Source organism: Nonomuraea sp. NPDC004702, assembly GCF_053601695.1.
Window position 1 is genome coordinate 229,958 of the sequence record NZ_JBSGCE010000005.1, and the last position, 19,153, is coordinate 249,110.

Below are 19,153 nucleotides of genomic sequence, written 5' to 3' on the forward strand. Positions count from 1 at the left end.
GGAGTGATATATGCATATTTCGGGGGTAGAGACCGTTTTCCCCGATCACCGCTACGAGCAGGCGGAGATCACCGAAGCGTTCTCCCGTCTGACGGACTGCGACGAGGAGTTGCTGCGGCGCTTCCACGCGGCCACCGGCGTCGTGGGCCGCAACCTCGCACTCCCGCTGGAGGGCTACACCAAGCTCGACTCCTTCGCCCGCGCCAACGCCATGTACGTCGAGATCGCCCTCGACCTGGGCGAACAGGCCGTCCGAGGCGCCCTCGAAAAGGCCGACGTGCCGCCGGGGAAGATCGACCACCTGCTGTTCTGCTCGACCACCGGCCTGGCCACGCCCTCGCTGGACGCCAGGCTCGCCCAGCGCCTCGGGCTGCGCGGCGACGTCAAGCGGGTGCCCGTGTTCGGCCTCGGCTGCGCCGCCGGGGCCTCGGGCCTGTCGCGCCTGCACGACTATCTGCGCGGCTGGCCGGACCACGCCGCCGTGCTGGTCTGCGTGGAGCTGTGCTCGCTGACCATCCAGCGCGACGACTCCTCGATCGCCAACATGATCGCCAGCGGCCTGTTCGGGGACGGCGCGGCGGCCGTCGTGGCCACCGGGCGCGGCCGGGGCCCCGAGGTCGTCGCCACCCGCAGCAGGCTCTACCCCGACACCGAGCACCTGATGGGATGGGAGGTGGGTGACCACGGGTTCCACATCGTGCTCGACGCCGACCTCACCCACTTCGTGGACCAGGTGCTGGCCGACGACATCAGGGCCTTCCTGGCCGACTACGGCCTGACCCCCGACCAGGTGCCGACGTGGATCTGCCACCCCGGCGGCCCCAAGGTCATCGACAAGATCGTGCAGAGCCTCGATCTCGACCCCAGGGCCCTGGACGTGACCTGGCGGTCGCTGCGGACGTACGGGAACCTGTCGTCGGTCTCGGTGCTCCACGTGCTCCAGGAGACCCGCGGGCACCCCGGGCGCCCCGCCGTCCTGATGGCCCTGGGGCCCGGCTTCTCCGCCGAACTGCTCCTGCTGCACTGGTGACGCGACCGGCCGACGACCGGCCCGACAACCAGGCGACAACCGGGCGACGGGCGGGCGAAGGCCGACAACGACCGGGCGACGGCCGGTAACGGCGGGGCGACGGCGGCCTCCTCCGGGCCCGCGGGACCGCCCACGCCGCACATCCCCGCCCATCCCATCAATCCTGATCTGTCACAACTGATCACGTGACGATCGCGGTTTGTGCTCGCTTGCGTCTCCGGCCCGGCCGCTGCCACACGGATCTCCGTCAAAGGACGCGGAGGTGGTTGTGATGAGATGTCGCCCCTTAGCCATTCGTCCCCTGGCCATCAGCGTCGGGCTCGCCGCGCTTCTCGGACTCGCCGCGTGCGGCGGCTCCGGCGGATCGTCCAGCGGCAGCGCCGCGCGGGCCCCCCTGTCCGACACACAGCGTCAACCCGCGCCGAGCGCGTCCCCGGCCGGCACCCAGGAATCCGAGCAGGACACGACCAAGGCGCAGATCTCCACCTTCGCCCTGGACGTGGACACCGCCTCGTACGGCTACGCCCGCCGTACGCTCCAGGAAGGGCGCTGGCCCGCGCCCGGCGAGATCCGCCCCGAGGAGTGGGTCAACGCCTTCGGGCAGGACTACGCGCAGCCCTCCGACGACGGCTTCGCCGTGCACGTGGACGGCGCCCGGCTGCCCGGCCGCGACGAGGCCGTGCTCCGCGTGGGCCTGCAGACCCGCGCCTCCGACTCGGCCGCGCGCCGCCCGGCCAACCTCACGTTCGTGGTCGACGTCTCCGGCTCGATGGCCGAGACCGGCCGCCTCGACCTGGTCAAGTCGGCCCTGCACAAGCTGCTCGACCAGCTCGCGCCCGGCGACCAGGTGTCGCTCGTGGCGTTCAGCGACGAGGCGGAGGTGCTGGCCTCCATGACGCCGCTCACCGCCAGGAGCCAGCTCCACGCCGCGGTGGACGAGCTGGACACCGCCGGCGGCACGAACCTGCAGAGCGGCGTCCTGGCCGGGTACCGGGAGGCGTCGCAGGCGTTCCGGGCCGCCGCCACGAACCGGGTCGTCCTGCTCTCCGACGGCCTGGCCAACCAGGGCGCCACCGAGTGGCGGTCCATCGTGGAGCAGGTCAAGGAGTACGCGGGCAAGCAGGTCACGCTGCTCACCGTCGGCGTCGGCCGTGACTACGGCGACGAGCTGATGGAGCAGCTGGCCGACAACGGCGACGGCATGGCCGTCTACGTGGACTCCGAGCAGGAGGCCGAGAAGGTCTTCACCACCCAGCTCCCGGCCACCATCGAGGTACGGGCCCGCGACGCCAAGGCGCAGGTCGTCTTCAACCCCTCGGTCGTGGAGAGCTACCAGCTCATCGGCTACGAGAACCGCGCGATGTCGGCCGAGGAGTTCCGTGACGACAGCCGCGACGGCGGCGAGATCGGCCCCGGCCACTCGGTCACGGCCCTGTACGCCCTGCGCCTCAAGCCGGGCGCGCGGGGACAGCTCGCCCAGGCGACCGTGCGCTGGCAGGACCCCGACACCCGGGCGGCCTCCGAGGCCGGCAAGTCGCTGCGGGCCGACGAGCTGAACGCCTCGATCTGGACCGGTACGCCGGTCCGGCTGCAGGTGGACGTGGTGGTCGCGGCCTTCGCGGTCTACCTGCGCGACAGGAAGGCGTTCGGCCTGGACCTGCCGGCGCTGCGCGAGCACGCCGGACGCCTGGCGCGGACCTCGGAGGACCCGATGGTCGCCGAGCTGGTCACCCTGATCGACAAGGCCCGCTCGGTCGGCTGACCGCCGACCGGGAGTCAGGCGGGGTCGGGGGCCGGCCGGGAGGCGACGAAGCCCTGGTGGGGCGAGCGCGAGACGGGCAGCGTGCCCGCGTAGAGCTCCCCCACCAGCGGCATGGGCTCGGGGTGGCAGAACACCGACGAGCCCGTGCGCAGGATCGCCGGGCTGTTCAGCACCAGCGGCAGCCCGGCCAGCAGGAACGGCAGCGCGTTCGCGGCCTGCTCGGGGGTGAGCTCCTGGCCGCCGACGCTCGGCAGCACCGCCGCCACGCACCGGGCGCGGAACGCTGCGTCCTTGGCGGCCAGCCGCTCCAGCTCCCGCCGGGAGCGCCGGTAGGCGCGGTTGCCGGCCAGCTCGTTCCAGTCGAAGACGGTGACGTTGGCCGCGCCCATGCCTTCGAGCACCCGGATCACCCGGTTGCGCGTGTTGTTGGCCGCCGACCGCGCCTTGATCAGCGCCGCCCCGGACGGGAGCCCGCGCGCGACCAGCGTGCCGGCCAGCTCGACGCCCGGCACGAGCACGTGCACGCCGGTGAACGTGCGGGTCGCCCACTCCAGCAGGCTGCGGATGGCCCGCAGGGTGAAGAACCCGTTGAACGCGCTGACCTCGACGACGGCATGCTCACGAGCAGCGAGGATCTTCGCGCACCGCGGGGTCAACGGGACGGCCTGCACGCTGGACATGGCACGGAGAGTAGCAAGATTTGACTCAGCGTATGCCTGGTACGCGCATGTGTGTGGCGGGTCCCGGAGTCCGATACACTTGTGACCGCAGCAAGGGGCTATGGCGCAGTTGGTAGCGCGCCTCCATGGCATGGAGGAGGTCTGGGGTTCGAATCCCCATAGCTCCACCCCTCATCCACCCGGGCGTTCGCCCGGGTCACTTCCTCTCCCGCAGCTCGTAGTCCAGGGTGTAGGAGTGCGAGCCGTCCGGGGCGATGATGATGTTCATCCGTCCCGCGATGCCGGTCAGCTCGCCGACGCCCGAGTCGGGCACGATCGTGATGGTGAGCGACTGGCCTCCGCGGTCGCTCAGCGCCTGGTGCGCCACGACGAAGCCGCCCTTCCGGCCCTCCAAGGTGCCTTCGATGCGTTCCAGCGCCACGTAGGCGCGCGAGTCCTCCACCGGGGTCGAGGCCACCATCAGATGGACGACGCTCGTCCCGGTCAGGTCGCCGTGGAAGGTCTTGGTCATGCTGACGAGGCCGAGCGCGACGCCGTCGCGGTCGTCGAAGGGCGGCTTGGCGTCCCAGCCGGCGGTGTCGAAGGTTCCCTGTGCGGTCATGGGAGACATCCTGCCGGTCTTACCTGTCAGTTTCCGTCAGGTACCGGCCAGACGTTCCACGACGGGCGCGAAGGCGTCGATGAACTGGGCGTTCACCGTCACGTACGAGATCCCGAGCCGGTCCCTGCGCCGCCGCAGGACGTCGGCCATCTCGTCGGGGGTGCCGGTGAGCAGGCCGGTGGCCTCGGGGCCGAGCGGGCCGAAGCGGCCGGCCAGCCAGGCGGGCGGCTCGCCGCCGGCGGCCACCAGGTTCATGCCGAGCTCCAGGTCGTGGAAGCGGTCGCCGGCCAGCTCGTACAGCTCGTCCAGCTTGGCGGCGATCTGGTCCTCGGTGTGCTGCGGCGGCACGCCGAGCGCCACCGTGTCGGCCTTGCGCGCGGCCAGCCCCAGCACGCGCGCGCCCGTCGCGGCGACCAGGATCGGCACGTCCTTGACCGCGTCGATCGTCGCGTCCAGGCGTGCCACGCGCTCGGCCGGGGTGCCGAACGGCACGCCGAGCGCCGCCGCGTCCTGCTCGGCGCCCGGACGCCCGGCGCCCAGCCCCAGCTCGAAGCGTCCGCCGGTGAGGGTGTGCAGGGTGGCGGTCTCCCAGGCGACGGTCTCGGGCGTGCGGTACGGGGCGCTGATCACGTACGTGCCGACGCGCAACGTCGTGGTGACGGCGGCGGCCGCGGCCGCGGCGGCGAACGGCGACAGCGTCCCGAGCGTGTCGGGGACGAGCAGGGTGGCGAAGCCCAGGCTCTCGACCCTGCGGGCCAGCCCGGTCCAGGCCTGCGCGGTGGGGGCGTAACCGGCGACGGCCCCGAATCTGAACGGGTGATCGGTCATGCGCTCCACGATGCCGCGACGGCCCGGCCGGCACATCGTCCGCCGGACCGGTGGCCCGCTACGACGGCGGGCGCATGCCCGGCGCGGGCCGCTACTCCTCCGGCAGTAGCCGGACGAAGTCGTTGGCGAACTTGCCCGCCGGGTCCAGCCGCCCGGCCAGCTCGCGGAAGCCGGCGGGGCAGCCGGGGCGGCGGGTGAACAGCTTGCCCCAGTGGGGCCGCGGGTCGAAGGGCGCGAGCGTCCGCTCGACCAGGTCGATCGCCGGGAGCACGGTGGCGACGTCCCTGATCCAGGTGAAATGCACGCCGACGCTGTCGCGGTCGCGGAAGGGGCTGAGCCACAGGTCGTCGGCGGCGATCGTGCGCACCTCCGAGATCTGCAGGGCCGGGCGGACGCGGTCGCCGACGGCGTACAGCTCACGCAGCGCGGCGACCGCGTGCGCGCGGGGCAGCAGGAACTCCGACTGGAGCTCGTCACCGGCGCCGCTCGGCGGGGCGTCGGGCCGGAAGTGCGGCAGCCGCTCGTGCCAGGGGCCCGGCACGCCGAGCTGCGTGGTGCAGGCGTCGGCGGGCATCCCGGGCAGCGGGTGGCGGGGTTCCGGGGCGGGGCGGGTGCCGTGCCAGGAGCCGGCGGTGAACTCCTCGTGGCGCTTGAGCCAGATCCGGGTGTCGCGCCAGTCGGTGAACAGGCTGACGCTGTAGCCGTTCGCCATGATGTCGTCGAATCCGTCGAGCGCGTCGGGCGTCAGGCCCTCGCGGACGTACTGCCGCAGCTCGAAGGCCGGTACGAGGTCGAGCGTCAGCGTGTGGACGACGCCAAGGGAGCCCAGCGAGACGACCGCGCCGGCGAAGTCGGCGTCCCCGCGCGACAACGACAGCAGCGAGCCGTCGGCGGTGACCAGCTCCAGCCCGGACACGGCGGCGGCCAGGCAGCGGTTGGCGTCGCCGGAGCCGTGCGTGCCGGTCGCGACCGAGCCTGCGACCGAGATGTGCGGCAGCGAGGCCATGTTCTCCAGCGCGAACCCGGCCGCGTGCACCGCCTCGGCCAGCCGCGCGTACGTGGTGCCGGCCGCGACCCGGACCTTGCGCGCCGCGCTGTCGATCTCGACCGTCGCGGGCATGCGGTCGAGCACGACGAGGTCGCCGGTGGTGTCGGCGACGTCGTTGAAGGAATGACCGCTGCCCAGGGCCCGCACCCGGTCGCTTCCGGCCACCAGGCCGCGCAGCTCGTCGAGCGAGGCGGGACGGTGGACGGCCCGCGCCCGGAAGGCGGTGTTGCCCGCCCAGTTGGTCAACATCACGGCTTCACCCTATTCATCCGGTTTCCCTTGCCGACTCCCCCGCCCGTCACTACGTTCGGCCCCGTGCTGTATCTGTCCGAGGCCATGGGCCTGGCCACCCTCGTGTTGTGGCTCTACTGCCTCTTCGACGTGATCACCACGCCGGACGCGGTCTGCAGGAACCTGCCCAAGATCGTATGGGTGCTGGTGGTCCTGCTGTTCCCGCTGGTCGGCTCGGTCATCTGGCTCGTGGCGGGCCGTCCGGAACGCGCCCCGCAGGCGGCCTCGCGCCCGAGCGCGTTCCCCGAGTACGACCGCCCGGGGCGGTTCGCCGCCACCGACCCCGACGACGACGCCGAGTTCCTGCGCCGCTGCCGCGAACGTGCCGAGGAGCAGCGCAGGAACGCCCCGAAGAAGCCGCCGGAGGACTAGAAGCCCTGGGCGAGCCGGTAGTACGCCTGGTTCCAGCGCAGTTCCTTGGTGAACTGCGCCGTCGTGGTGTCCTTGTCGATCACCAGCAGCTCCACGCCGAGCATGTCGGCCAGGTCGGTCAGCTCCTCGCGCCCGACGGCCGTGGACAGCACGGTGTGGTGCGGCGCCCCGGCGGTCAGCCAGGACTCGGTCGAGGTGCGCAGGTTCGGCCGCGGCGACCAGACGGCGCGGGCCACGGGCAGCTTCGGCAGCGGCTGCGGCGGCGCGACGACGTCGATCTCGTTGGCCACCAGGCGGAACCTGTCGCCCATGTCGGCCAGGCCGACGACGATGCCGGGGCCGGGCGCGGCGTCGAACACCAGCCGCACCGGGTCCTCCCGCCCGCCGATGCTCAGCGGGTGGATCTCGCACGACGGCGTCCCGGCGGCGATGGACGGGCAGACCTCCAGCATGTGGGCGCCGAGGATGAGCTCGTTGCCGGGCGTCAGGTCGTAGGTGTAGTCCTCCATGAACGACGTGCCGCCCGGCTTCATGGCCTTGAGGGTGCGCAGCAGGACCGAGGTCTTCCAGTCGCCCTCGCCGCCGAAGCCGTAGCCGTCGGCCATCAGGCGCTGCACGGCCAGGCCGGGGAGCTGGCGCAGGCCGCCGAGGTCCTCGAAGTTCGTGGTGAAGGCGCGGAAGCCGCCGCGCTCCAGGAAGCCGCGCAGGCCGAGCTCGATCCTGGCGGCGTACCGCAGCGACTCGTGGCGCTCGCCGAGCAGCTCGGGGGCCACCCGGTACAGCTCGGCGTACTCCTTGACCAGTGCCGACACGTCGGCGTCGGAGGCCGCGTCCACGGCCTCGACCAGCTCGTTGACGCCGTAGGTGTTGACCGAGACGCCGAAGCGCAGCTGCGCCTCGACCTTGTCGCCCTCGGTCACGGCCACGTCGCGCATGTTGTCGCCGAAGCGGGCCAGCCGCAACGCCCGCACCTCGGCCACGCCCCTGGCCGCCCGCGCCCACGCCTCGACGCGCGCGCCGACGGCCAGGTCGCTGACGTGCCCGGCGACCGTCTTGCGCGGCACGCCGAGCCGGGTCTGCACGAACCCGAACTCGCGGTCGCCGTGCGCGGCCTGGTTGAGGTTCATGAAGTCCATGTCGATGGAGCTCCACGGCAGCTCGACGTCGGCCTGCGTGTGCAGGTGCAGCAGCGGCTTGCGCAGCGCGTCGAGGCCGGCGATCCACATCTTGGCCGGGGAGAAGGTGTGCATCCAGGCGATGACGCCGGCGCACTCGTCGTCCGCGTTGGCCTCCAGCATGACGCGCCTGATCGCGGCGGCGTCGGTCAGCACGGGCCGCCACTGCACGGGCACGGGAAGCTGCTCGGCGATGCGCCGCGACTGCTCGGCCACCTGGCTCAGCGTGTCCTCGCCGTACAGTCCCTGGCTGCCGGTCAGAAACCAGATGTTCAACGCGGGCTCCTCTGTCCGTAGACGTTCTGATAGCGGTCGTACAGGCGGTCGATGTGGGCCGGGCCGATGGGCAGCGGCGTGCCGAGCTGCCTGGACACGTGGACGGTGCGGGCCACGTCCTCGCACATCACGGCGGCCTTGACGGCGGCCTTGGGGTCCTTGCCGATGGTGAAGACGCCGTGGTTCTGCATGAGGACGGCCGGCGAGCGGTGCCCCTTGAGCGTCTCCACGACGCCCTGGCCGATGGAGTCGTCCCCGATCAGCGCGAACGGGCCGACCGGGATCTCGCCGCCGAACTCGTCGGCCATGGCCGTCAGCACGCACGGGATGGCCTCGCCGCGGGCCGCCCACGCCGAGGCGTAGGTCGAGTGGGTGTGCACGACGCCGCCCACCTCGGGCATCTCGCGGTAGACGTAGGCGTGCGCGGCGGTGTCGCTGGAGGGCGCGTGGGCCCCCTCGACGAGGTTGCCGTCGAGGTCGCAGACGACCATGTTCTCCGGGGTCAGCTCGTCGTAGGAGACCCCGGACGGCTTGATGACGAACAGGTCCTCGCCCGGGACGCGGCCCGAGACGTTGCCCGCGGTCCAGACGACCAGCCCGTAGTGCACCAGTTCGGCGTGCAGCCCGGCGACGGTCGCTCTCATTGCCTCGTGGTTCACTTGGCGGCCTCGTTCCTGATCGCGCGGAGGGTGTGCAGCATGCGCCCGTCCCCGAAGTGGTCGTGCAGCTCGCGGTACTGGGCGTACAGGCGGTCGTAGGCGTCGGCGCGGGCCTCGTCCGGCACGTACGCCGCCCGCGTGCGCTTGCCCATCGCCGCGGCGGCCTCCTCGATGCCCGGGTAGGCCCCGGCGGCGACGGCGGCGTGCACGGCCGAGCCGAGCGCGGGGCCCTGGTCGGAGCCGATGACCGACAGCGGGCGGCGCAGCACGTCGGCGTAGACCTGCATGAGGAAACGGTTCTTGAGCAGCCCGCCGGCGACCACGAACTCCTCGACGGGCACGCCGGACTTCTCGAACGTCTCGACGATCATGCGGGCGCCGTACGCGGTGGACTCGATGAGCGCGCGGTAGACGTCCTCGGGCCTGGTCGCGAGGGTCTGGCCGACGATCACGCCGGACAGGTCGTGGTCCACGAGCACCGAGCGGTTGCCGCCGAACCAGTCGAGCGCGACCAGCCCGTGCGCGCCGACCGCCTGGCGCTCGGCCAGTTCGGTCAGGCGCTCGTGGCCGTCGGTTCCGAAGGCGTCGACGTACCAGGCGAAGATGTCGCCGACGGCGGACTGGCCGGCCTCGTAGCCCCACAGGCCGGGCACGATGCCGTCCCGGACGACACCGCACATCCCGGGCACCTCGGCCAGCCGGTCGCTGGGCATGATGTGGCAGGTGGAGGTGCCCATGATGGCCACCATCTGGCCGGGTCGCACGGCGTCCGCGGCGGCGGCGGTGACGTGGGCGTCCACGTTGCCGACGGCCACGGCGATGCCCTCGGGCAGGCCGGTCCATCCGGCCGCCCGCGCCGTCAGCACGCCGGCCAGGCCGCCGAGGGGAGCCAGGGTGACGCCGCCGACGTCGTCGCCGACCACGCCGGTGGCCAGTTTGCCGACGAAGCCGGAGAAGCCCGGGTCGAGCGCGGCGAGGAAGTCCTCGGAGGGGTAGCTCCTGTCCTGGAAGACGCCCTTGTAGCCGGCGGTGCAGATGTTGCGGCTCTCGACGCCGGACAGCTGCCAGACGATCCAGTCGGCCGCCTCGATCCAGCGCTCGGCCCTGGCGTACACCTCGGGGGCCTCCTCCAGGACCTGCAGGGCCTTGGCGAACTCCCACTCCGAGGAGATCTTGCCGCCGTAGCGCGGCAGCCAGCTCTCGCCCCGCCGCGCGGCCAGCTCGTTGATGCGGTCGGCGTGCGGCTGGGCGGCGTGGTGCTTCCACAACTTCGGCCAGGCGTGCGGCTGCTCGGGCGTCTCGAAGCACAGGGGCGTGCCGTCGGCCGTGGTCGGCAGGACGGTGCAGGCGGTGAAGTCGGTGCCGATGCCGATCACGTCCTCGGCGGCGACCCCGGCGGCGGCCAGGGCGCCGGGCACGGCCACGCGCAGCACGTCCAGCCAGTCGCGCGGCGACTGCAGCGCCCAGTCGGGGCCGAGCCGCACGCCGGTGCCGGGGAGCGTGTGCTCGATGACGCGCTCGGCGTACTCGTGGACGGCGCTGCCCAGCTCCGCGCCGTCGGACATGCGGACGACGACCGCGCGCCCCGACAGCGTGCCGAAGTCCACTCCGACCACGAACTTGTTAGCGTTCACATTGCACTCCAGAGAGTTGTCTGTTCGCCTGCCGGCTATCGGGCCGGCGCGGTGCTGGACCTGACGACGAAGCTGGGACGCACCACCATGCGCTCGTACGCCGCCGGCCCGGCGTCGATCTGCCGCAGCAGCACCTCGATGCAGTGGCGGCCCACCACGTCGAAGTCCTGCCGGACCGTGGTGAGCGGCGGGGAGAAGAACTCGGACTCGGGGATGTCGTCGAAGCCCACGACGCTGATCCGCCCGGGGACGGGCACCCCGGCCTCGCTGAGCGCGCGCAGCACGCCCAGCGCCATCTGGTCGTTGGCGGCGAACACCGCGGTGACCCCCTCCATCCCGGCCAGGCGCCGGCCGGCCGCGTACCCGGCGCGCGGGCTCCAGTCGCCGGGCAGCGGCTCGGGCACCGGGCGGCCGGCCGCCTCCAGCGTGGCCCGCCAGCCCTCGACGCGCCCCTCGGTCTCCAGCCAGTCGGACGGCCCCGCGACGTGCCAGACCGTCTCGTGGCCCAGGTCGAGCAGGTGCCGGGTGGCGAGCCTGGCGCCCTCGACCTGGTCGATGCAGACCGCGGAGACGTCGGCGCCGTGCGCGCCCTCGACCACGACCGCGGGCACCCCGGCCGGCAGGCTCTCCAGCGCGGAGGCGGCCGAGCGCTGCGGCGCGACCACCACCACCCCGTCCACGCTCTGCTCGGCCAGGTAGTCGAGCGCGTCACGGACGCTGGCCGCGTCGATCGACTTCAGGCTCACGATGCTGACGAAGTACCCCGCGGTCCTGGCCGCCTGCTCGATGCCGTAGACCATGCTGGCCGGGCCGTACAGGGTGGTGTCGAAGCTCACCACCCCGAGGGTGCGCGACCGCTTGGTGACCAGCGCGCGGGCGACCAGGTTGCGCCGGTAGCCCAGCCGGACGATCGCCTCCTCCACCCGGGCACGGGTGTCGGCCCGGACGTTCGGGTGGTCGTTGAGCACCCGTGAGACCGTCTGGTGCGACACGCCGGCCTCCTTGGCCACGTCGGCCATGACCGGCGGACGCGGCCTGGGGCTCGGTACCACGGGTTCTCCTTTCGCGGGGCTTGCCGGGGCCTGCGGCGGTCAGCGGGAGGCGCCGGCGCGCCGCTTGGTCCACACGTCGAACGCGACGGCGGCCAGCAGCACGGCGCCCTTGACGAGCATCACGCGCTCACTGGGCGAGCCGATGAGCGACATGCCGTTGTTGATGACAGCCATGATCAGACCGCCGGTGATCGCGCCGACGACCTTGCCCACGCCGCCCTGGACGGCCGCGCCGCCGATGAAGGCGGCCGCGATGGCGTCCAGCTCGAAGCTGTTGCCCGCGGTCGGGCCCGCCTGGTTGAGCCGGCCGGCGAAGATGATGCCGGCCACGGAGGCCAGCACGCCCATGTTGACGAAGATCCAGAAGACCACCGACTTGACCTTGACGCCGGACATGACCGCCGCCTGCAGGTTGCCGCCGATGGCGTAGATCTGCCGGCCGAAGACCGTGCGGTTGGCCATCAGCGAGTACGCCAGCACCAGCGCGGCCAGCAGCACCAGCACCCACGGCAGGTTCTTGAAGCGGGCGAGCTGCACGACCAGGAACAGGATCAGCGCGGCGCCGGCCGCCATCTTCAGCGCGAACACGGCCATCGGCTCGACCGACTGGCCGTAGCCCCTGCGGGCGTTGCGGGTGCGCCACTGGGCGGCGACCATGCCGCCGATCGCGACCAGGCCGATGAGCAGGCTGAACAGGTCGGCGCCGCCCAGCGGGCCGAGGCCCACGTTGCCGAGGTAGCCGTCGGTGAAGCCGTTGGCCAGCGTGCGGACCTGGTCGGGGAACGGGCCGATGCCCTGGTTGCCGAGCACGGTCATGGTGAGCGCGCGGAACAGCAGCATGCCGGCCAGGGTGACGATGAAGGCCGGGATGCCGAAGTAGGCGATCCAGTACCCCTGCCAGGCCCCGATCAGCGCGCCGGCGGCGACCGTGATCAGCAGGGCCAGCGGCCACGGCAGGCCCATGTTCACCATGAGCACGGCGGCCAGCGCCCCGGTGACCGCCACCACCGAGCCGACCGACAGGTCGATGTGCCCGGCGATGATGACCAGGATCATCCCGATCGCCAGGATCAGGACGTAGGAGTTCTGGACGATGATGTTGGAGATGTTCTGCGGCTGGAGCAACGCGCCGTCGGTGAGCACCGAGAACAGCACGATGATCAGCGCGAAGGCGATGTAGATGCCGCTCGAACGCAGGTTCAGCGACAGGCCGCCCAGCGACACCCGGCCGGGCCGCCGCGGCGCTCCCCCGTCGCCTCCCGCGCCGACCTGCACGTCGGCGGGCGTGATGCTGCTCATCGGAGCTACTCCTGTCCCTTGGTCATGAGATGCATGAGGCTTTCCTGGGTGGCCTCCCGGCGGGGGACCTCGCCGGTGACGCGACCTTCGGAGAGCGTGTAGATGCGGTCGCACAGGCCGAGCAGCTCAGGCAACTCACTGGAGATCACCAGCACGGCCTTGCCCTGGTCGGCGAGGCGGTTGATGATCGTGTAGATCTCGTACTTGGCGCCGACGTCGATGCCGCGGGTGGGCTCGTCGAGGATGAGCACGTCAGGTTGCGTCAGGATCCACTTGGAGAGCACGACCTTCTGCTGGTTGCCGCCGCTCAGCTTGCCGACGACGCTGTTGACGCTGGGCGCCTTGATGTTCATGCTCCGGTGGAACTCCTCGGCGACCTTGTACTCCTCGTTCTCGTTCACCCAGCCGCGCCGGGCCAGGCCCTTGAGCCCGGCGGCGCTGATGTTGCGCTTGATGTCCTCGATGAGGTTGAGTCCGTACCGCTTGCGGTCCTCGGTGGCGTAGGCCAGGCCGTGGCGGATCGCGTCCTGCACGTTGCGGATCTCGATCGGCTCGCCGTCCTTGAAGACCTTGCCGGAGATGTGCACGCCGTACGTGCGGCCGAACAGGCTCATCGCCAGCTCGGTGCGCCCGGCGCCCATCAGGCCGGCCAGGCCGACGATCTCGCCCCTGCGCAGGGTGAGTGAGGCGCCGTCCACGACCTTCCGGCCGGGCTGGCTCGGGCTGTGCACCGTCCAGTCCTCGATCCGCAGCACCTCCTCGCCGATCGTCGACTCGTGCGGCGGGAAGCGGTTGTCCAGCGCGCGGCCGACCATGCCGGAGATGATCCGGTCCTCGGTGACGTGGTCGGTGGCCATGTCCAGGGTCTCGATGGTGCGGCCGTCGCGGATGATCGTGACGGAGTCGGCGATCGCGGTCACCTCGTTGAGCTTGTGCGAGATGATCACGCAGGTGATGCCCTCGTCCCGCAGGCCGCGCAGCAGGTCGAGCAGGTGGGCCGAGTCGTCGTCGTTGAGCGCGGCGGTCGGCTCGTCGAGGATGAGCAGCTTCACCTCCTTCGACAGCGCCTTGGCGATCTCGACGAGCTGCTGCTTGCCGACGCCGAGGTCGGAGACCGTGGTGGTGGGGTTCTCCTGGAGGCCGACGCGGCGCATCAGCTCGGCGGCCTCGTAGTTGGTGCGGTTCCAGTCGATGAAGCCGCGCCTGGCGCGCTCGTTGCCGAGGAAGATGTTCTCCGCGATCGACAGCTGCGGGCTGAGCGCCAGCTCCTGGTGGATGATGACGATCCCGGCGTGCTCGCTGTCGCGGATGCCGGCGAACTCGCAGCGCGCGCCCTCGAAGGTGATCTCGCCCTCGTAGTCGCCGTGCGGGTAGACCCCGGACAGCACCTTCATCAGCGTCGACTTGCCGGCGCCGTTCTCGCCGCAGATGGCGTGGATCTCGCCGCGCCGGACGGCCAGGTTGACGTCCTGCAGCGCCTTGACACCGGGGAACGTCTTGGTGATCCCGCTCATCCGCAAGATGTGCTCGGTCATATGCCCCTCGCTCAGGTGTGGGAAGTGCCCCCGGGGGACCGCGGTCCCCCGGGGCGGGCCCTTACTTGAGCTGGTCCTCGGTGTAGTAGTTGCCGCCGACGATGATCTCCTTGTAGTTGCTCTTGTCCACGATCACCGGGTCGAGCAGGTAGGAGGGGACGACCTTGTTGCCGTTGTCGTAGTCCTTGGTGTTGTTCACCTCGGGCTTGCCGCCCTTGAGGACCGCGTCGGCCATCTTCACCGTCTGCTCGGCGAGCTTGCGGGTGTCCTTGAAGATGGTGGAGTACTGCTCGCCGGCGATGATCGACTTGACCGAGGCGAGCTCGGCGTCCTGGCCGGTCACGACGGGGTAGGGCTGGCCGCTGGTGCCGTAGCCGGAGCTCTTGAGCGCCGACAGGATGCCGATGGACAGGCCGTCGTACGGGGACAGCACGCCGTCCACCTTGGTGCCGCCGGTGTAGGTCTTGGTGAGGATGTCCTCCATGCGCTTCTGGGCCGTGGCCGGGTCCCAGCGCAGGATGGCGGCGGTCTTGAAGTCCTTCTGGCCGCTCTTGACCAGCAGGGTGCCGTCGTCGATCTTGGGCTGGAGCACCGACATGGCGCCGTTCCAGAAGAACGTGGCGTTGTTGTCGTCGGGCGAGCCGCCGAACAGCTCGACGTTGAACGGGCCCTTCTTGCCGTCGTCCACGCCGAGGCCCTTGAGCAGCGAGGTCGCCTGCTGCACGCCGACCTTGAAGTTGTCGAAGGTGGCGTAGTAGTCGACGTTGGGGCTGTTGCGGATCAGGCGGTCGTAGGAGATGACCGGGATCTTGGCGTCGGCGGCCTGCTGGAGCTGCGAGGTGATCGCGGTGCCGTCGATCGAGGCGATGATCAGGAGCTTGGCGCCCTTGGTGATCTGGTTCTCGATCTGGTTGGCCTGCGTCGGGATGTCGTTCTCCGCGTACTGGAGGTCGACCTTGTAGCCCAGCTGTTCGAGCTGCTGCTTGACGTTGTCGCCGTCGTGGATCCACCGCTCGGACGACTTGGTGGGCATCGTGACGCCGATCAGGGCGCCCGCGCCGCCGGCGGCGGCCGACGTGGAGGCGTCGGCGTCGACCGTCTTCTGGCTGGAGCCGCAGGCCGTCATGGTCGCGGCGAGCGCGATGGCGGACACCACGCCCCCGATACGTCCCAACCTCATGTGGCACTCCTTGCAATGGGGGTTGCGGCAGCGGAATGTGAGCGTTAACTGCCGATCTTGCAGAGGACTCAGTCACAGAACGTGCCGAATCAGAACAAAGTTCTCGCTTCGTTCCCGCCGATTGTTATCGCTAACAAAGACGATGTCAACGGTTGAGCATAACCTCACGGAAACCTTTAGGTAACTTTCGCGGCAGTCTCCTCGCAGGTCAGCGCCTTGGGCGCGCGCTGAAGATCCGTTGCAGCACGATGAAGACGAAGAGCAGCAGGCCGATGAAGATCTTGGTCCACCAGGAGCTGAGCGTGCCCTCGAAGCTGATGATCGTCTGGATCAGGCCGAGCACCAGCACGCCGAGCACCGTGCCGAGCAGGAAGCCGCTGCCGCCCGTGAGCAGCGTGCCGCCGATCACCACGGCGGCGATGGCGTCCAGCTCCATGCCCACGGCGTGCAGGCCGTAGCCCGAGAGCATGTAGAACGACAGCAGCACGCCGCCGAGCGCCGAGCAGAAGCCGCTCACCGTGTAGACCGTGATCTTCGTCCGGCCCACCGGCAGGCCCATGAGCAGCGCCGACTGCTCGCTGCCGCCCGTCGCGTACACGGCCCGGCCGAGCCGGGTGTAGTGCAGCACGTACGCCGCCACCAGCACGACCCCCACCGCGATGAGCACGCTCGGCGAGATCCACAGCCCGGCGAACAGGTCGATCCTGGTCTGCGCGAACGCCGTGAACGTCGGGTCCTCGATCGGGATCGAGTCCGTGCCGATCGTGTAGCACAGCCCCCTGGCCAGGAACATCCCGGCCAGCGTCACGATGAACGGCTGGATGTCGAAGGCGTGCACGATGTACCCCATCACCAGCCCGAGCCCGGACCCGACGGCCAGCACCACCGGCACCACCACGTACGGCGGCCACCCCGGCCCCGACATCAGCGACGCCGAGATCATCGTGGACAGCGCCACCACCGACCCCACCGACAGGTCGATGCCCCCGGCCAGGATCACGAACGTCGTCCCCACCGCCACCACCAGCAGGAACGCGTTGTCGATGAAGACGTTGAGCACCACCTGCCCGCTGGCGAACCCCTCGTACCGGAGGCCGCCGACGACGAACATCGCCACGAACAGGCACGCCGTCACCAGCACGGGCAGGTGGCGGGCCGGCAACGCGACCCGGCCCACGGTCATGGTCGTCACAGGGTCACCCGCACTTTCTCCTCGGGGGCCGGGCTGGGCGGCGCGCTGCCGCCGCGCCGGCGCAGCGCCTTCGCGCGGAACGACGGCGACTGCACGAGACAGACCGCCGTCACGACCAGCGCCTTGAACAGCAGGGTCGTCTCGGGCGGCACGCCGATGGAGTAAATCGTCGTGGTGAGCGTCTGGATGACGAGCGCGCCGGCCACGGTCCCGCCCAGCGAGAACCGGCCGCCCGACAACGAGGTGCCGCCGATCACCACGGCCAGGATCGCGTCCAGCTCGATCCACAGGCCGGCGTTGTTGCCGTCGGCGCTGGAGACGTTCGAGCTGATCAGGATCCCGGCGATGCCCGCGCACAGGGCGGCGAAGGCGTAGACCATGATGACGATCCCGCGCGACCTGATGCCCGCCAGCCGGCTGGCCTCGGCGTTCCCGCCGACCGACTCGATCAGCAGGCCCAGCGCCAGCCGCCGGGTCAGGAACGCGGTGACCGCCAGCACGACCGGCACCAGCAGCACCCCGAACGGCACCGCCAGCAGATACCCGCCGCCGATCAGCTTGTACGACGGGCTGTTGACCGTGATGATCTGCCCGTCGGTGATGAGCTGGGCCAGGCCGCGCCCGGCCACCATGAGGATCAGCGTGGCGATGATCGGCTGGATGCCCGCCTGCGCGACCAGGAACCCGTTCCAGGCGCCGAGCAGCAGGCACAGTCCGAGCGCGAGCGCCACGGCGGCGAGCACGCCGGCGTCCTCGCTGATCCGCAGGCAGGCCAGCGCGCCCGAGATCGCCACCACCGAGCCCACCGACAGGTCGATGCCGCCGGTCGCGATGACCAGCGTCATGCCCAGCGAGACCAGGATCAGCGGCGCGCCGAAGCGCAGGATGTCGATCAGGCTCCCGTACAGGTGCCCGTCCCTGACCTGGACGGACAGGAAGCTGGGGGTGAAGAACACGTTCAGGGCCAGCAGCAGCGCGAGCACCGCCACGGGCCACAACAGCCGCCGCATCAGGGCCGCCCTCCGCTCGCGATCGTCTCCATCAGCACGTCCGTGGTGAGGGCTTCGTCGTTGGGCAGCTCGGCCACCAGCCGCCGGTCGCGCAGCACCTCGACCTTGTGGCTGAGCCGCAGCACCTCCTCCAGCTCGGCGGAGATGAACAACACCGCCATGCCGCCGTCGGACAGCTCGGCGACCAGGCGCTGGATCTCGGTCTTGGCGCCGACGTCGATGCCGCGGGTGGGCTCGTCGAGGATGAGCAGCCGGGGCTCCAGGATGAGCCAGCGTGCCAGCAGCACCTTCTGCTGGTTGCCGCCGCTCAGGTTCCGCACCAGGTGCTCGGGGTTGGGCGGGCTGATCCGCAGGGCCTTGACGTACCGGGCGACCAGCTCGTCCTGCTGCTCGCGCGGCACCGGCCTGGTCCAGCCCCGGGTGGCCTGGAGCGCCAGGATGATGTTCTCGCGCACGGTGAGGTCGGGGATCAGGCCGTCCTCCTTGCGGTTCTCCGAGCAGAAGGCGATCTTGTGGTTCATCGCCGCGCGGGGCGTGCGCAGCGCGGCGGGCGCGCCGCCGACGGACAGCTCGCCGCCGCTGGCGTGGTCGGCGCCGAACAGCAGCCGCGCGACCTCGGTACGCCCCGAGCCCAGCAGCCCGGCCAGCCCCACGACCTCGCCCTCGTGGATGGTGAGCGAGAACGGCTCGACGGCCCCGGCCCGGCCCAGCCCGCGCGCCTCGACCAGCGGGCGGTCGAAGACCCTGGCCTCGCCGTGCAGGCGGTCGAGCGCGGCCAGCTCCTGGCCGATCATCTTGGCGACCAGGTCGAGCTGGGGCAGCTCGCGGGTGAGGTACTCGCCGACGAGCCGTCCGTTGCGCAGGATCGTCATACGGTCCGAAATTTCGTAGATCTGGTCGAGAAAGTGGGAGACGAAGAGGATGGCGATGCCCTCCTCCTTGAGCCGCCGCATCACCCGGAAGAGCTGCCGCACCTCGTCGGCGTCCAGGCTGGAGGTGGGCTCGTCCAGGATCAGCACCCGGGCCTCGATGTCGACCGCCCGCGCGATGGCCACCATCTGCTGCACCGCCGGCGAGTACGCCGACAGCGGCGCCGAGACGTCGATGCTCAGGTCCAGCCCGCTCAGCAGTTCGCCGGCCCTGGCCCGCACGCGTTTCCAGTCGATGCGCCCGAACCTGCGCGGCTCGCGGCCGATGAAGATGTTCTCGGCCACCGACAGGTTCGCGCAGAGGTTGACCTCCTGGTAGACCGTGCTGATGCCGCCCCGCTGCGCCTCGGCCGGGCCGGCGAAGGCGACGGGCCGCCCGCCCAGCTCGATCGTGCCCGAGTCGGCGGGATGCACGCCGGTGAGCACCTTGATCAGGGTGGACTTGCCGGCGCCGTTCTCGCCCATGAGCGCGTGCACCTCGCCGGGCAGCAGCCGCAGGTCCACGCCGTCCAGGGCCTTGACCCCGGGAAACTGTTTGCCGATCCCGTTCATCGTCAGGACCGGCACGGGTGCGGCCATGCGCCTCCCCTTCCGCCTGAA

The 19,153-nt window shown here is 71.0% G+C and carries 17 protein-coding genes and 1 tRNA gene; 4 read left to right on the top strand and 14 right to left on the bottom strand.

Features of this window, described 5'->3' with window-relative positions:
- Nucleotides 1-10: 10 nt before the first annotated feature.
- Together ACWEJ6_RS09650 and ACWEJ6_RS09655 are read left to right on the top strand one after the other, a co-directional pair.
- Nucleotides 11-1,030 carry a type III polyketide synthase gene (locus ACWEJ6_RS09650; RefSeq protein WP_452422698.1) on the top strand — a complete coding sequence of 340 codons (1,020 nt, stop codon included), beginning with the start codon at nt 11-13 and terminating at the stop codon, nt 1,028-1,030.
- A 271-nt stretch (nt 1,031-1,301) separates the two neighbouring features.
- The gene (locus tag ACWEJ6_RS09655) at nt 1,302-2,792 is read left to right on the top strand and encodes a YfbK domain-containing protein (RefSeq protein WP_452422700.1); all 1,491 of its coding nucleotides are present in this window, start codon (nt 1,302-1,304) and stop codon (nt 2,790-2,792) included.
- A gap of 14 nt (nt 2,793-2,806) precedes the next feature.
- Here ACWEJ6_RS09655 and ACWEJ6_RS09660 read toward each other — a convergent pair whose 3' ends face one another.
- Nucleotides 2,807-3,472 (bottom strand): tRNA-dependent cyclodipeptide synthase, encoded by a 666-nt coding sequence (locus ACWEJ6_RS09660; protein ID WP_452422702.1) that lies wholly within the window; start codon nt 3,470-3,472, stop codon nt 2,807-2,809.
- A gap of 94 nt (nt 3,473-3,566) precedes the next feature.
- Between ACWEJ6_RS09660 and ACWEJ6_RS09665 the strand changes: the two genes are divergently transcribed.
- Nucleotides 3,567-3,639 (top strand) — tRNA-Ala (locus tag ACWEJ6_RS09665).
- A 29-nt stretch (nt 3,640-3,668) separates the two neighbouring features.
- On the opposite strand, the gene ACWEJ6_RS09670 is transcribed toward ACWEJ6_RS09665, so the two are convergent.
- The 3 genes from ACWEJ6_RS09670 to ACWEJ6_RS09680 all read right to left on the bottom strand — a co-directional run bounded on the left by ACWEJ6_RS09670 (nt 3,669) and on the right by ACWEJ6_RS09680 (nt 6,198).
- Nucleotides 3,669-4,073 carry a DUF3224 domain-containing protein gene (locus ACWEJ6_RS09670; RefSeq protein ID WP_452422704.1) on the bottom strand — a complete coding sequence of 135 codons (405 nt, stop codon included), beginning with the start codon at nt 4,071-4,073 and terminating at the stop codon, nt 3,669-3,671.
- Between the two features lie 36 nt (nt 4,074-4,109).
- Nucleotides 4,110-4,901: an LLM class flavin-dependent oxidoreductase gene (locus tag ACWEJ6_RS09675; protein WP_452422706.1), complete on the bottom strand. Its 792-nt coding sequence runs from the start codon at nt 4,899-4,901 to the stop codon at nt 4,110-4,112.
- A 91-nt stretch (nt 4,902-4,992) separates the two neighbouring features.
- Nucleotides 4,993-6,198: an FAD-binding protein gene (locus ACWEJ6_RS09680; protein ID WP_452422708.1), complete on the bottom strand. Its 1,206-nt coding sequence runs from the start codon at nt 6,196-6,198 to the stop codon at nt 4,993-4,995.
- A gap of 66 nt (nt 6,199-6,264) precedes the next feature.
- On the opposite strand from ACWEJ6_RS09680, the gene ACWEJ6_RS09685 reads away from it, so the two are divergent.
- A complete protein-coding gene (locus ACWEJ6_RS09685) occupies nt 6,265-6,612 on the top strand; it encodes a PLDc N-terminal domain-containing protein (RefSeq protein WP_387663450.1) in 348 nt (115 codons plus the stop codon).
- Here the strand turns inward: ACWEJ6_RS09685 and araA are convergent.
- The 10 genes from araA to ACWEJ6_RS09735 all read right to left on the bottom strand — a co-directional run bounded on the left by araA (nt 6,609) and on the right by ACWEJ6_RS09735 (nt 19,132).
- The gene (gene araA / locus ACWEJ6_RS09690) at nt 6,609-8,063 is read right to left on the bottom strand and encodes an L-arabinose isomerase (RefSeq protein WP_452422710.1); all 1,455 of its coding nucleotides are present in this window, start codon (nt 8,061-8,063) and stop codon (nt 6,609-6,611) included. The two genes, ACWEJ6_RS09685 and araA, sit on opposite strands and share 4 nt — an antisense overlap.
- Nucleotides 8,060-8,707 (bottom strand): L-ribulose-5-phosphate 4-epimerase, encoded by a 648-nt coding sequence (locus tag ACWEJ6_RS09695; RefSeq protein ID WP_452422712.1) that lies wholly within the window; start codon nt 8,705-8,707, stop codon nt 8,060-8,062. Before ACWEJ6_RS09695 ends, araA begins: the two co-directional genes overlap by 4 nt.
- 11 nt (nt 8,708-8,718) lie before the next feature.
- Nucleotides 8,719-10,287 (bottom strand): ribulokinase, encoded by a 1,569-nt coding sequence (gene araB / locus ACWEJ6_RS09700; protein WP_452422774.1) that lies wholly within the window; start codon nt 10,285-10,287, stop codon nt 8,719-8,721.
- A gap of 104 nt (nt 10,288-10,391) precedes the next feature.
- Nucleotides 10,392-11,375, bottom strand: coding sequence for a LacI family DNA-binding transcriptional regulator (locus tag ACWEJ6_RS09705; RefSeq protein WP_452422776.1), 984 nt, complete (start codon nt 11,373-11,375; stop codon nt 10,392-10,394).
- A gap of 72 nt (nt 11,376-11,447) precedes the next feature.
- Nucleotides 11,448-12,707 (bottom strand): multiple monosaccharide ABC transporter permease, encoded by a 1,260-nt coding sequence (gene mmsB, locus ACWEJ6_RS09710; protein WP_364329458.1) that lies wholly within the window; start codon nt 12,705-12,707, stop codon nt 11,448-11,450.
- 5 nt (nt 12,708-12,712) lie between these two features.
- The gene (mmsA, locus tag ACWEJ6_RS09715; protein ID WP_358284042.1) at nt 12,713-14,242 is read right to left on the bottom strand and encodes a multiple monosaccharide ABC transporter ATP-binding protein; all 1,530 of its coding nucleotides are present in this window, start codon (nt 14,240-14,242) and stop codon (nt 12,713-12,715) included.
- A gap of 61 nt (nt 14,243-14,303) precedes the next feature.
- Nucleotides 14,304-15,422, bottom strand: coding sequence for a multiple monosaccharide ABC transporter substrate-binding protein (gene chvE, locus ACWEJ6_RS09720; RefSeq protein ID WP_352326442.1), 1,119 nt, complete (start codon nt 15,420-15,422; stop codon nt 14,304-14,306).
- A 208-nt stretch (nt 15,423-15,630) separates the two neighbouring features.
- Nucleotides 15,631-16,605, bottom strand: a complete 975-nt coding sequence (yjfF, locus tag ACWEJ6_RS09725; protein WP_387665247.1) for a galactofuranose ABC transporter, permease protein YjfF — start codon at nt 16,603-16,605, stop codon at nt 15,631-15,633.
- Between the two features lie 5 nt (nt 16,606-16,610).
- Nucleotides 16,611-17,624 (bottom strand): ABC transporter permease, encoded by a 1,014-nt coding sequence (locus tag ACWEJ6_RS09730; protein WP_352326440.1) that lies wholly within the window; start codon nt 17,622-17,624, stop codon nt 16,611-16,613.
- On the bottom strand, nt 17,624-19,132 hold the full coding sequence (locus ACWEJ6_RS09735) for a sugar ABC transporter ATP-binding protein (RefSeq protein WP_387663445.1): 1,509 nt from the start codon (nt 19,130-19,132) through the stop codon (nt 17,624-17,626). Before ACWEJ6_RS09735 ends, ACWEJ6_RS09730 begins: the two co-directional genes overlap by 1 nt.
- Between the last annotated feature and the right edge of the window lie 21 nt (nt 19,133-19,153).